Annotated in this window: 14 protein-coding genes and 1 pseudogene; 9 read left to right on the plus strand and 6 right to left on the minus strand. The window is 40.6% G+C overall.

The window, feature by feature from the left end; translation table 11 throughout:
* Positions 1–124 (minus strand): annotated as a pseudogene (locus MF4642_RS16705) (IS3 family transposase); the annotation flags it as partial.
* A gap of 55 nt (positions 125–179) precedes the next feature.
* On the opposite strand from MF4642_RS16705, the gene MF4642_RS12315 reads away from it, so the two are divergent.
* The 3 genes from MF4642_RS12315 (at position 180) to MF4642_RS12325 (ending at position 2539) form a co-directional block, all read left to right on the plus strand.
* Positions 180–944: an AAA family ATPase gene (locus MF4642_RS12315; protein WP_078426401.1), complete on the plus strand. Its 765-nt coding sequence runs from the start codon at positions 180–182 to the stop codon at positions 942–944.
* 110 nt (positions 945–1054) lie between these two features.
* Positions 1055–1558: a hypothetical protein gene (locus MF4642_RS12320; protein ID WP_078426402.1), complete on the plus strand. Its 504-nt coding sequence runs from the start codon at positions 1055–1057 to the stop codon at positions 1556–1558.
* Positions 1559–1573: 15 nt separating this feature from the next.
* Positions 1574–2539 carry an MBL fold metallo-hydrolase gene (locus tag MF4642_RS12325; RefSeq protein WP_078426403.1) on the plus strand — a complete coding sequence of 322 codons (966 nt, stop codon included), beginning with the start codon at positions 1574–1576 and terminating at the stop codon, positions 2537–2539.
* A 108-nt stretch (positions 2540–2647) separates the two neighbouring features.
* Here the strand turns inward: MF4642_RS12325 and MF4642_RS12330 are convergent, their stop codons facing one another.
* The 4 genes from MF4642_RS12330 to MF4642_RS12345 all read right to left on the minus strand — a co-directional run bounded on the left by MF4642_RS12330 (position 2648) and on the right by MF4642_RS12345 (position 5118).
* Entirely contained in the window at positions 2648–3325 is a 678-nt protein-coding gene (locus MF4642_RS12330; protein ID WP_078426404.1) for a DUF799 domain-containing protein, read from the minus strand.
* The gene (locus MF4642_RS12335) at positions 3322–3699 is read right to left on the minus strand and encodes a DUF4810 domain-containing protein (RefSeq protein WP_078388388.1); all 378 of its coding nucleotides are present in this window, start codon (positions 3697–3699) and stop codon (positions 3322–3324) included. Before MF4642_RS12335 ends, MF4642_RS12330 begins: the two co-directional genes overlap by 4 nt.
* A gap of 13 nt (positions 3700–3712) precedes the next feature.
* Positions 3713–4384, minus strand: a complete 672-nt coding sequence (locus tag MF4642_RS12340) for a CsgG/HfaB family protein (protein ID WP_058869141.1) — start codon at positions 4382–4384, stop codon at positions 3713–3715.
* A 110-nt stretch (positions 4385–4494) separates the two neighbouring features.
* The gene (locus MF4642_RS12345; protein WP_078426405.1) at positions 4495–5118 is read right to left on the minus strand and encodes a LysE family translocator; all 624 of its coding nucleotides are present in this window, start codon (positions 5116–5118) and stop codon (positions 4495–4497) included.
* A gap of 445 nt (positions 5119–5563) precedes the next feature.
* On the opposite strand from MF4642_RS12345, the gene MF4642_RS12350 reads away from it, so the two are divergent.
* Together MF4642_RS12350 and MF4642_RS12355 are read left to right on the plus strand one after the other, a co-directional pair.
* The gene (locus MF4642_RS12350; protein ID WP_078426406.1) at positions 5564–7183 is read left to right on the plus strand and encodes an oleate hydratase; all 1620 of its coding nucleotides are present in this window, start codon (positions 5564–5566) and stop codon (positions 7181–7183) included.
* A gap of 472 nt (positions 7184–7655) precedes the next feature.
* Positions 7656–8111, plus strand: a complete 456-nt coding sequence (locus tag MF4642_RS12355) for a DIP1984 family protein (RefSeq protein WP_078426407.1) — start codon at positions 7656–7658, stop codon at positions 8109–8111.
* Between the two features lie 207 nt (positions 8112–8318).
* Here the strand turns inward: MF4642_RS12355 and MF4642_RS12360 are convergent, their stop codons facing one another.
* Positions 8319–8522: an NF038215 family lipoprotein gene (locus MF4642_RS12360; RefSeq protein ID WP_058952158.1), complete on the minus strand. Its 204-nt coding sequence runs from the start codon at positions 8520–8522 to the stop codon at positions 8319–8321.
* A gap of 544 nt (positions 8523–9066) precedes the next feature.
* On the opposite strand from MF4642_RS12360, the gene MF4642_RS12365 reads away from it, so the two are divergent.
* The 4 genes from MF4642_RS12365 to MF4642_RS12380 all read left to right on the plus strand — a co-directional run bounded on the left by MF4642_RS12365 (position 9067) and on the right by MF4642_RS12380 (position 13403).
* Entirely contained in the window at positions 9067–9615 is a 549-nt protein-coding gene (locus MF4642_RS12365; protein ID WP_078426408.1) for a TetR/AcrR family transcriptional regulator, read from the plus strand.
* Between the two features lie 12 nt (positions 9616–9627).
* Positions 9628–11277, plus strand: a complete 1650-nt coding sequence (locus MF4642_RS12370) for an MFS transporter (protein WP_078426428.1) — start codon at positions 9628–9630, stop codon at positions 11275–11277.
* 110 nt (positions 11278–11387) lie between these two features.
* A complete protein-coding gene (locus MF4642_RS12375; protein ID WP_227518547.1) occupies positions 11388–12470 on the plus strand; it encodes an HlyD family secretion protein in 1083 nt (360 codons plus the stop codon).
* Positions 12471–12533: 63 nt separating this feature from the next.
* The gene (locus MF4642_RS12380; RefSeq protein ID WP_078426410.1) at positions 12534–13403 is read left to right on the plus strand and encodes a 1-aminocyclopropane-1-carboxylate deaminase/D-cysteine desulfhydrase; all 870 of its coding nucleotides are present in this window, start codon (positions 12534–12536) and stop codon (positions 13401–13403) included.
* The last annotated feature ends 52 nt before the right edge of the window (positions 13404–13455 follow it).

Consider the following 13455-nt stretch of genomic DNA (forward strand, 5'->3'; position numbering starts at 1 on the left):
TACAACCGATTTTAGGAGCAATAGCTGTGATTGCTGCCCAAGTAGAAGGATAATCTTTTTCAGATTCAATTAGTAATTGAACCGCTCTTTCTCTGATTTCAGGGGTATATTTTAATTTTGTCATCGGGATAGTCTCTCAGAATATTGACTCTCCGACAAACCTGGTACGGTTCACTCTAATGAAATTTACCAATCATGATAAACAACTTGACGATTGGACATATTATATTAATTATCGTAAAGGTACAAAATTTGAACGTAAGCGTGGGCAAAGAAAAGCTCTCACAAATAAATGGAATGGTGTTGGTAAAAAAGAATCTCAATTTAATTTCCGTGATGTTGTATTTATTGATCTAGATAGAATACTGCCAGCACGTTTTTTTACTGCTAAAGTTTTTAATGTGGCTAAAAGAAGCAGTGTTGACAATTTATCTCCACAAATGAAAAGCAAGTTAGAACACTATCTTTCACATATCCTAGAGCTACAGTTTAGTATTACAGCTATTGCTAAGGTAAATGATAAAGATGTTTTTAACTACACAAATTCTTTTGAGTACTCTAGCTTTAATACGGCTACAGGTGAGGATGTTTTAACTCGTATTTTAATCGATATAATTGAAGCTAATGAAAAATCTTTAATTCTTATTGATGAAGTTGAAATGGGGCTTCATCCAAAAGTACAACGGAGATTGATGGATGTTATTCGAGATATCAGTAGAAATGAAAAAAAACAATTTATTATAACATCCCATTCTTCAACAATTTTAGATGAAGTAAATCCTAAATCTAGAATTTTCATTGAAAAAACACATACTTCAGAATACAGAGCAATTAACAATATTAGTGTTAGTGCCGCATTAACTAAAATGGATGCTAAGTCATTTCCGCTAGTAGATCTTTATTGTGAAGAGGCTTTGTTGCACAAAGATTTCATAACTATATGATTTTAAAAGTTTTGATTATTTTTTGATCCAAAATTAAATTTATTTAAATCAGATGCTTACATATTTATGCAACAAAGCCTTGTGAAGATAAAATTGCAAAAAAAATAATTATGAAAGGTATACTTTTTTGTGCAGAACAGAATGATATTCAAAAACTTAATGAGTTAATTAATATAATTCCAATAGGATCAGCAGATGATGTTTACAAAATTTTCAAGTCTCAGATGGAAACATATCCTTTGAAGAAAATCAGATCAGGATATGCTTGTATATTAGATGGGGATATGAAATTAAAACAAAATCGTCATTCACAACCTCTTTATCCAGCACATCAAAATTTACACTTTATATATTCAAATGAATCACCCGAAAAATTTTTAACTCGTTTTTACTTAGCTCGTCATCCTAACGTAGCTATTCAGTACTATCTTGACAACGTAAATAATCATTATTTCTTTCAATCAATAATCGAAAACTCAGCATTAACTGATGAAGAAGAAGTTTTTAATTGTTGTTGGAATCTATTCAAAGATACTTTTGAAGGTGAAAATTACTTAAACGAATTATCAAGTTTTATTTTCCAAGTTTACGAGCAATTTTCACAAGAATTATGAAAAATGAGAAATCTAATGAATACTTTAAAACTACTTTTCCTCGCTTTCACTCTAAGCACAACAGCCATCACTACCCAAGCTGCCGAATCCACCATCCCACAACAAAAACAAGTTTCAGGTTATTACCAATACCAAGCGGGTGAAGTACAAATTACTGCCCTGCTCGATGGCACCAACTTTATGTCGCCTAAACTCTTTCAAAACACTCCAGAAAAAGAAGTACATGAAATTTTAAAGAAATATGCTGCTGACCAAGCCAAGGGCGTTCAAACCTCTGTCAATGCCTTCCTCGTGAATACAGGTCATTCACTGGTTTTGGTGGATAGTGGTGCTGCGAGCTGTTTTGGCGCACATTTAGGTTCAGTGTTAAGCAACTTAAAAGCATCAGGCTATCAACCAAAGCAAGTCGATACCATCTTACTGACGCACCTGCACCCAGACCATGTCTGTGGCATTAGTCAAAATGGCGTGGCAAACTTTCCAAATGCAACGGTTTATGTTTCGAACGATGAAGCAAACTATTGGCTAAACCCGAAACAGGTCGAAAAGCTCCCGAAAGAAAAGCAAGCAGGCTACTTAGGAACTGTTGAAAAAATTAAACAAGCCATTGCACCCTATCAAGCCAAAAACCGCTTCAAAACGTATCAATTGGGTGATCAAGTTCAGGGTTTTAAAGTCATTAATACCGCGGGGCATACGCCGGGACATTTTAGCTATGAGCTGAAAACCAAAGACGAAACGGTGATCTTTATTGGTGACATTGTGCACTCTCATACTGTGCAATTCGACAAGCCAGAAACCGCAATCGATTATGATATCGATCCGAAAAAAGCAGTTCAAACCCGCTTAAAGCAATTTGCTGAATATGCAAAAGGCGGGCAAACCATTGCAGCACCACACTTGCCATTCCCTGCTATTGGACATATCTATTCAGCAGATGGGAAAAGCTATCAATGGATTCCTGTGCATTTTAAGGATTAATTTATACGAAAATTACCTCTTCTTTGGGCTGAGAGTTAAAAGTCTCTTCAAAACAAATAGAAGTTTGTTAAATCATAAAAAATCCCCTCATTTGAGGGGATTTTTTTACTACTGTGGACTCATCGAGTTTTGTACAAAATGCGGAGAGCGAGGTCCATATAGCAACCCTTTTTGCTGCATCAACTGTGGAGCATACAACTGCGTACTCACACTGTTAGACAGCACATAGGCTTTGTCCGATAGGTGATTGGAAATTTGGTCAATCAAAGCACCGACTAACATCCCGACCAGACCCGCGTTGCTATTATTATTGGCTTGTTGGATTTTTTCCTGACCTTCCCATAATAATGCTCCAGTTTTTAAATCCACCAATTTTGCCTCGACCGCAACGGTCGAAACGGATTGAATCACCTGATACTTAGAACCATATTCTTTAACTTTGACATACAGTGCGGCATCCGCTCCAAAAATTTCATTGAGTTTCTGAATTGGAATTTGCTGCGCATCATAGCCGTTGGTTACGCCATTTTCTTTAAATAGCGTATCGACCACAGAAATGGGAAACACATAATAGCCCGCTTCTGCTACAGGTAAAGTCACGGTAGACCAATACCCATAGGTTGCCCGTGTATCGGGTGACTCATTCACAGGCGGCAACACCAAAATGGATTTTGGCATATTGGCATGATATGCAGATAGGTCACGATTGCTTTTTGGTGTCGTAGTACAACCTGTGAAGAGTGTCACAGCAAGGCCAAGTACGCATAGTTTTTTGAAATTTTTCACTTCACACTCCCTGCCGCAGACTGAGCCGTCATTTTTTTCAAAAGACGATCCATTAATACTGTCGACTCTGGGTAAGTTTGACGTTCAAGTTCAAAATACTGAACAGCACGTGGCCCATTATTGATATTTAAATTCAACAAACCCAAATGTGCATACAAGCCCGGAGGCACTGCTGCATTTTTGGCTTTGGCTTTTTCAATATCTTTTTCAAGTTTACCAATCTGTTCTTGTGGAGAAGTCTTTTCTGGCAGACTCAACATCAAATAGGTTTGCTGCGGGTATTCGCCCCAGCTATATAACGATTTTGGCGCTGAAACACAGCCCACCAAAGTCATGGTGCAGATCGCACCTAAAACCAATACGATTTTTTTCATTGATTCAAACCAGTTACTGCGCAGACCACTTATTGGTTTGAATATCCAACACCAAATTATTAACCGCTTCGCGTACAGCCAAATCTAGAACTTTACCGTTTAAAGTTGAGTCATAAGAAGCGGTAGAGCCAAAACCTAAAATTTCACGTTCACTGAGTGCATACTCACCTGCGCCTTGCACAGAGTGAACAATTTCTGCTGTTTTTACATCGACAATGTTTAAGTTCACTTTGGCATAAGCAATTTGGGTTTTACCACGACCCAATATGCCAAATAGCTGGTGATCACCGACTTCTTTACGGCCAAATTCAGACACGTCGCCCGTTAATACATAACGTGCGCCTTTAATGGCTTGAGAGGATTTAGTAAAGCCTGCTTCTTGTTGTAATTCAGCAAGATTGTCACGATTTAGGACAGAGAAATAACCCGATTGCTGTAAATGCGTTTCTAAAATGGTTTTCGCCTGACCACCTAAACGGTCAACATTGTCTGAAAAAATGCCACGCATGTAGCTTGAGCGGTTGTCAAATTTTCCTACAGAAACAGGCGTTTTAGTGCCAGCGTATTTAACGGTCGCCACTGCCGCTGTTACTTGCGGTGATTGAATTGTTTTTGACGTTTCTGTTGTTGAACATGCAGATAATGCTAAGCCACTCAAAACGGCCAAAAATATAGATTTATTCAAAATTTATCCCTCAAATCTTTAATTTAAAAATCATTAAAAAATCAATGGGATTATAACCATTTAGCTTTTAGTTACCTATACAAAATCCAGTTTTGTTGTTGTAAACCTTATCACTTCATGCCAAAAATAAGTTTCAAACCCAACACCGTCATTACGGCCCCTGCTGCGCGGTCAAATACGGCTTTAAACTTCAAATACACACGGCGCGGCTTTTCAGCAGATAATGCCACTGCAACCAACGAACACCAACCCGCATAAATAAAGAAACATAGGATAGGTAGTACAAAATAGTAATAGGTTGGGATTTCTTTGGGTAAAAGTGCAGTAAAAATACTGGCTAGAACAATCGCAATTTTAGGGTTGGAGAGCTGAGTAATTAAGCCAGTCATAAAGGCACGGCGTAAAGTCATTGCTTTTGAGCTGGAATGATCTGCCTCAATCGGCTCTTTAGCATGTTTAATAATTTTAAACGCGAGCCAAAGCAAATAGATCCCACCACAAATTTTTAAGGCCAAATACGCTGACGGCACTGCCAACAAAAAGGCTTGTAAACCAAGTACAGCCAACAGACCAAAAACAGCTGCGCCTGTTCCAGTTCCCAATGCGGTAAAGAGGCCATGCTTTCGAGAAATCGCAATCGAATTTTTTGCTACATAAATCGACGTCGGTCCAGGGCTCATTGCGCCTAACATTAATGCAAAGGCAATCGAGCCCAAAATCCAAAATGATTCCAAGAGTGACCTCTAAATTGAGAGAATTTATCAGCTGCGATTTTACGCTAAACAAAGTTTTTACGATATTCACTTTATCAGTTATTTTTCACATTTATATCGTGATCAAGCCACAGCGTGTACATCCATTATATTTTTTAATGATAAATAAAAAGCCTATTTTTAAGGAAATTTGGCATAGGCCATAGTGAAAACAACAATAGAGCAATTACTCAACAATAAACTGAAACATCAGTTATTTAGATCATATTCAATTTTAATAAAAAGACAAATGTGTATTAAAAATAGCCATCATATGCTTATTTTTGATTACAAAATATAATGAGGGAATTACTTCCCTTTTCATACTTTTTTAATATATAAAAAGACTTACTATTTATAAGGTTTTATTTCTCTAAACCACATTTTTTAACTTCATAATTTTTAACATCATAATTAAAGGTGAACCATGCAAAATAAGAAGCGCCCCCCATTAGACGCACAACAGTCCCATCTTTGGATCATTGGTGGTGGTATTGCAGGTATGGCTGCTGCTGCATTTGCGATCCGTGATGCCAAAGTCCCTGCCAAAAATATCCATATTTTAGAAGAACTCGATATTTCAGGTGGCTCGATGGATGGCGGACATACACCGCATGCCGCACAAGCTTGGGTAACACGTGGCGGGCGCATGCTGACCGATGAAACTTATTTGTGCCTATGGAACTTATTTTCCAGTATTCCATCATTAGAAGATCCAAACGTTTCGGTACGTGAAGAATGTCGTGAGTTTAATGAACAAGTGAAAACCCACGCCAATGCACGTTTAATTGATGCCGAACATGTCATTGCGGATGCAGCAAAGCTTGGCCTGAATACACTACATCGTGCACAGATGCTGCGCCTATTGGCTTCAAAAGAAGAAAAAATTGGCAGTCGCCGCATTGATGAGTTTTTTGATGAAGCCTTTTTTGAAACCAATTTCTGGCGCATGTGGCGCACGACTTTCGCTTTTCAAAAATGGCACAGTGCAGCAGAGTTAAGACGCTATTTCTTGCGTTTTATTCAAGAATTGCCACGCATTCATACCTTAGCGGGTGTGAAACGTACTAAGTACAACCAATATGATTCAATGATCCTTCCCTTACAGCGTTGGTTAATCGCACAAGGGGTCGATGTGCGTTTTGGACACTATGTCACAGATGCGGACTTCATTACCAATACTGAAACTCAAGAGCGCCATGCCTCGCATCTATACGTACAATTGCCTGAAGGCTCAGAGCAAATTAATCTGAAAGCCAATGATTTAGCCATTTTCACTTTAGGTTCCATTACTGCGGACTCACGTTATGGCGGTAATCATGACGTGCCTACCCTCATTCGTCATCGAGAAGATCATGGCTGGACGCTTTGGGAAACACTGGCACAAAAAGCCCCAGACTTTGGCCGTCCAATGACTTTTTATGGCAATGTCGATGAACATAAGTGGGAATCTTTCACCCTGACCATGAAAGATGACGTGCTGCTTAAACGCATTATTGACTATACGGGGAATGAACCAGGCACCGGCGCACTGATGACTTGGTATGAGTCGGGTTGGCATTTATCCATTGTGGTCCCTGCGCAGCCACACTTTGCCGACTTACCTGAAGGCCTGTATACCTTATGGGGCTACGGTTTCCAAATTGATCATATGGGCGATTACATCAAGAAACCAATGTCCGAAGCCACAGGGCAAGAAATCCTAACAGAACTGATTAAACAGCTCGGTTTTGACGACATTTTAGATCATGTTTTGGCAACCACCAATTTAACCACTGCCATGATGCCATATGCCTCTGCCCTATTCGCCTGCCGTAAGCCGGGGGATCGTCCACAGGTAATTCCACAAGGCTCACAAAACTTTGCTTTCCTCGGACAGTTTGTGGAAATTGAAGATGACGTGGTCTTTACTGTGGAATATTCAGTTCGTGGTGCGATGCTTGCCATTTATGAATTCTTTGGGGTGGAACGTGAAATCCCTGAAATTTACAACGGTCTGCTTGATCCGAAAGTTGGTTTGAAAGCTTTGGAAACCGTGTTCCACTAAGCTTTTAATCTATAGCGATAAGAGCACCTTTATGTCGTTACTATTACATAGTTTAATTTAAGCAACGTTTGGATACGCGAGTGTGGCAGGGATGCCACACGTTATCCATCATAATAGGGATGTTATGTATGGATAACAAAGGCTTTTGCTTACTTTTGGCCTATCAAAAGTAAGGGTATTGCCTACACAAACACCTTTTATACTTTATTGAAATGTTGAGGCAGTGCACGCACCTAATTTTGAATTGGATAAAAAGAAAAATTAGATAAAACTTTATACCTCATTAGTAAATAAATTGGCTAATCAACATAGGAAAAACATCTCCACGTTTTAAATAAAATACCGAAACTGACTAAGTGCTTTTCTATCGTTTTCTCATGATTTTAGATTTCATAAAAATTACAAAACTCAGTTGAAGCTTTGATTACACAGATGCAGCATAAGACTCATCTAAAACTTTAAAAATAAATTTATGAAACTAGCAGAAGCACTTTTATTGCGTAGTGACTTACAAACCAAACTCGCTTCTTTACAACAACGGATCAACAATAATGTGCTAATCCAAGAAGGCGATGAACTGAGTGAAGATCCGAATGCGCTGATGGGTGAGGCTTTTAGTGTAAATACAGAGTTACATCATCTGATTGAAAGAATTCATGCGACCAATGCTCAAGCTAAAACCAGCACGGGTCAATCCATGCTCAGTGTTTTAAACACACGTGATTTACTCACACAACAGCATCGTATAATTCAACAGGCCATCGACAGTTCACGACGTGAAAATGGTCGTTATAGTTCCAGTGAAATTCGCTGGGTTAAAACCATTACGGTTGCAGACTTGCAAAAACAAGCCGATGCAATTAGCCAGCAACTCAGGCAAAATAACTTAGAGATTCAAGCTTCAAATTGGCAAATCGAACTGATCTAGTCAATTTGAGCCACAACAGTTTGGGCATATTGGGCGAGTACAAGGCCTTTTATACGTTTGTAAGGCTTTAATTCAACAAACGTTTGCAGGAAGTAAGACGTCTACTTCACATTTTCACAAATCTGGCGTAGCACAATGCATCTTTTATACTGCACATCGCATCTTGCACCACCATGTACTGACAATATGCCTCCCTATTTTTACCTATTAGTAGGCATCAGCCTGTGGAGGCTTTTTCTGATTAAAAGCCATATCTTGTGATGGAAGTTTATAGTCACGATCATGCACAGGAACACCACCAATAATCATGGTACGAGCCTCAGTTCTAGGCTGATTCAAATCCTTTTTTGCATCACACGCGGTCAGTTGAGTGAGCAATAAAACCAATACTAGGGTAGATAAGGTTTTCATCATATCCCCTCATTTATCATTATTGTGCTTTCAGCATAGCACTTTTATTTTTCCAATCCTATCGACTTTGTTACAACTCTTGTCCATCTACATGAGGGTTCTCTGCGAATTTCTTTATAAAATAAATATCAATTATTCATAGATAAAACAATAATATGAATGATTTAAGTTAACCCAAATTCGATCTAAATATTTATTCGACGTATTTAAAAAACTATCTTGGCGGAGTCTTATCTTGTTTTATTCAATTTCTTCATCAGCCTGCGGCTCGCCCTACTTTTGTTTAGGCAAAAGTAGGCAAAACCATTGTCATCTGCAAAACCTGTTCATTTTTTGGATTTATTCAAATATAGCGAATAAAACATTATCTTATTTACACCATGCAGGTTGCAGATGACGTTTCCGAGTCGCCCATTTCTTATCGAAATTAGATTAAATTAGAAAAAGACAACCTGATTTACAAAATCTTACAGGATTGAATATTAACAACGGACACTTTTGTCCGTTAAATAATAGCACTTCCAAATTAAATGAAATATTCACCATGACCAGTCGTCAACTGCGTGCTGCACAAAACCGTGAGGAATTGCTGGAAGCCGCAGTTCAGGTTTTTCGTACACACGGGATCAATGCACCCTTACAGCAGGTAATTGATGCCGCCAATGTCGGGCGGGCGACGTTTTATCGTAATTTTGATGACCGTCGTGCCTTAGTGATTGCACTCATGGAGCAAGCTTTGGAACGTCTCGCAGTTCGTGCAGAAGCATTTTCTCAATATGAAGATGGTTTTATCCGTTTAATTGAAAACCATGTCTATAACTTACCGTATTTAACTGCGCTGATGGAATATTGGCGGGTGATTGAGCGTAATGATCCCGTCATGGTCGATATCTACGCACGCCGCGATGCGATTTTACAACCTTTGATTGATCAAGCCATTCGCCACGGCGTATGTCGCCCTGATTTAACCACCCAAGATTACGCCATGATTACGGCCATTTTAAGGACTTCATTTCAAGGGCTGACCGATATAGAGCAACAACAACTCGCACAACGTGCGATTGAGCTCTTACTCAATGGCATTCGGGCATAAATGTCACCACTCATGACACAGCCGCCGCGTTTACTCGAACCTGCGCCAAACTGGACAGCAGAAGAAAAGCCAACCCTGCCCGGCTCTCCTGCCGTGATCGCGCACTCCACACCTAAGCGCTTCATATATTTTTTTATTGGTTTATTTGTCGCACTGTCTGCAAGTCTCAGTAATGGTTTCATTACCGCAAATTTACCCTTAATTCAGGGTGAATATGGACTAACACCCTCTGAGGTGGCTTGGATTCCTGCGGCTTATGTGATGGCCAATGTCAGTGCGAACCTGATTCTATTTAAAGCCCGCCAGCAATACGGTCTGCGTCTATTCTCTGAAATTGGCCTACTAATTTTTATTGTAGTTTTGGTTTTACACGTCTTTGTGCATACCTTTGAAATGGCCGTACTGGTACGTTTCATTAGCGGCATGGTTGCAGCACCGCTCAGCTCCTTAGGCATGTATTACATTATGCAGGCCTTTAAGCGGGAAAATTTTGGTCGCAGTATTTATTTGGCTTTAGGCTTTCAGCAGCTCGGTATTCCTTTGGCATGGATCATTTCTCCGTATCTCATTGACGTCAATAACTGGAATGTCCTGTATACCTTTGAAATTGGTTTAGCGCTCTGCTGTTTCGCAATGGTGGTGTCGCTGAAGTTGCCCCGTAGTTTAAGAATTGCTGTTTTTGAAAAGCAAGACTTCTTCACCTTTGCCCTGCTTGCGCCTGGTTTTGCTTTTTTGTGTATTGTGCTGACCCAAGGGCCTATCTTGTGGTGGTTTGAAGTGAAGTGGTTGGCATACCTTTTAATTGCAGGGTTTAGCCTAATTGTGATTGGTTTGGTCTACGAGCATTATCGGGTCAATCCACTGATTATGACGCGTTGGTTGGGGACATCATCCACGCTTCGTTTTATCATCGGTGCCTTTGCCATTCGCTTTTTAATGTCCGAGCAAAGCTATGCTGCCGTGAGTTTTCTCAAAACTATGGGCATGGGCCCCGATCAATTTGTTCCACTCTATGTGGTGATCTTTTTAGGCATCGTGTCTGGTACCTTATTTAGTGCCATCACTTTTTCACGTGAACGGATTATTTGGCACTTACTATTAGCAGAAGCTTTGGTGTTGATTGCTTGCGGACTAGATTTTCACCTTACCAGCGATATTCGCCCTTCCAACTTCTACGGCAGTCAGTTTTTGGTGGGCTTTGCCAGTGGTGTGTTTATTGGTCCACTCTTGATCACGGGTATCTTAAGCGCCATGCAAAAAGGCCCCACCCATATTGTCACGTTTATTGTTTTATTTTCAGCGACTCAAACATTTGGTGGCTTAGTCGGTTCATCGTTTTACTCCACCTATCAACAAGTCCGAACCCAAAACTATCGTGCTGAGATGATTCAACAGCTACCCGAAACCAATCCATTGATTGCACAGCGCCTTTTAGCGTATCAACAAAGTTCGCATAGTTACACGCTCGATCAGCAGTTAGAGCAACAACAAGCCTTAAAAAATCTCAATCAAGTGGTGACTCGAGAGGCTCAAGTTCGTGCCTATAACGATGTGATTAGCTTTAATGGCGTTGTTGCTATGCTGCTGTTGCTGTGGGGGACATTCCTGATCGCGCGGAATCAATATCAACTGCGGCAACAAGCGAAAATCGGTCCTGCCTAATGCCACTGTTCCCTATTTATTGAGAAATTGTTATGTCTGAAGATCAAAAACCAATAGCTCCCGCTGAAACCACTGCAAGGTCTGAAAATATCTCTCAGCCCGAACAGACCATGGCAGCAACAACACCGATTACGCCGCCTTCAAGTAAACTGATTCCAACAGCAAAACGGACCTTGATTTTGATGTTTTTAGTACTGATCATCGGTATTGGCATCATCTTGTGGGCATGGAAAATTGGGCCCTTTGACAGTGCGGTTGAGTCCACTGACAACAGCTATGTCAAAGGCAAAACTACGGTGCTTTCTTCGCAAATTAATGGCTATGTCAAAGATGTATTGGTCAGTGATTTTGATCATGTCAAAAAAGGACAGGTGTTGATGCATATTGATGCCACGACTTATGACCAAAAAGTCACTCAAGCAGAAGCTGGGGTGGATCAAGCGCAAAACAACCTATCGAATCAAACGCAAAGTATAGCTCAGCGTAAAGCCGATATTGTCGCAGCAGAAGCCAAGGTCGAACAGGCTCGAGCAGCGTACCAGCTGTCATTGGCACAACAGCAGCGCTATCAACAGTTGGGCGACTCTGGCGCAGCGTCTAAATCAGAACAAGACAAAGCCTTTGCCGATACCCAAAATAATTTAGCTTTACTGCAACAAGCACAGGCCAATGTATTGGTGGCAAAAGAAGCGCTCAAAACCGCACAAGTGGCTGAAACAGGACTCAAAGCACAAGTGACCAATGCTGCGGCACAACTGGATCAAGCCAAAACCACCAAAAACTACAGCAGCATTATCGCCCCGATGGATGGGCAACTGGGTGAAGTCAATCCACGTGTGGGACAATATGTGGCCGCAGGCACACAGTTGCTCTATTTGATTCCACAGCAAACGTGGGTCACCGCAAACTTTAAAGAAACTCAAATTGCCAACATGAAAATTGGGCAAAAAGCATGGTTCACGGTGGATGCCCTCAATCATCAGAAATTTACAGGTCATGTCGAGCAAATTTCCCCAGCAGCGGGTTCGGAATTCAGTGTACTTAAAGCCGATAATGCGACAGGCAATTTTACCAAAGTGGTGCAACGCATTGCGGTACGAATTGCAATTGATCCGAATCAAACGGGCATAGAAAATTTACGCCCAGGCATGTCCGTGATTAGCTCGGTCAATACCCACTCTGCACAGCGTTAATTCTGTGCAGAAACCACGACTTTTCACTTACACTAAGCACTCAACCTGATTGATTAAAGTCCTATGTTTGAACAGATTGCACAGTCCATTCCCTATCAGCACATCAGTTTTGGCGGGATCAATATCAGCATCAAACGTTTAGACTTGGTCCATCCGCATATTTCAGGCAATAAATTTTTTAAACTGAAATACAATCTGTTGGCGGCGCAGCAACAAGGCTATAAAAAACTGCTGACTTTTGGCGGTGCCTATTCCAATCATATTGCCGCGACGGCCTATGCAGCGCAGTTATTTGGTTTTGAGAGTCTAGGCATTATTCGGGGCGAAGAACTGGCAAGTAAACCTTTAAATACAACCTTAAATACAGCACAGCAATTCGGCATGCAGTTGCAGTTTGTGACACGAGAAGCCTATCGGCAAAAGCAAAGCTCAGCCTACTTAGCACAGTTACAACAAGATTATCCTGAGTATTATGTGATTCCCGAAGGGGGAACCAATCCCCTTGCCATTCAAGGCTGCACAGAAATTCTCTCTGATGCGGATCGACAAAATTTCGATCTGATTTGTTGTGCCGTGGGGACGGGTGGCACCATTGCGGGTCTGATTGAAGCCAGTGATCGTCAACAGCAAATTTTGGGCTTCTCCGCACTCAAAGGTGATTTTTTGAGTCGAGAACTACAGCAACTGACTGAAAAACGAAATTGGCAAATTACTGATCAATATTGTTGTGGTGGTTATGCCAAAACTAATGCTGAACTCTTGCAGTTTATCCATGCTTTTGAACAGCAATATGACATTCCACTGGAACAGATTTACACAGGCAAAATGCTGTTGGGCTTAACCGATTTAATTCAACAAGGTACATTTCCCCTAGATCATCGTATTTTGGTGATTCATTCAGGTGGGCTACAAGCTCGTTTAGCCACACTTTAGATAGTCCTGAAAAAGCAAAAAAGATGGTCTATAATGCCCTGCTTTATTCTCC

Origin of the sequence: Acinetobacter sp. MF4642 (assembly GCF_002018925.1) — a bacterium.
GTDB classification, from domain to species: Bacteria; Pseudomonadota; Gammaproteobacteria; order Pseudomonadales; family Moraxellaceae; genus Acinetobacter; species Acinetobacter johnsonii.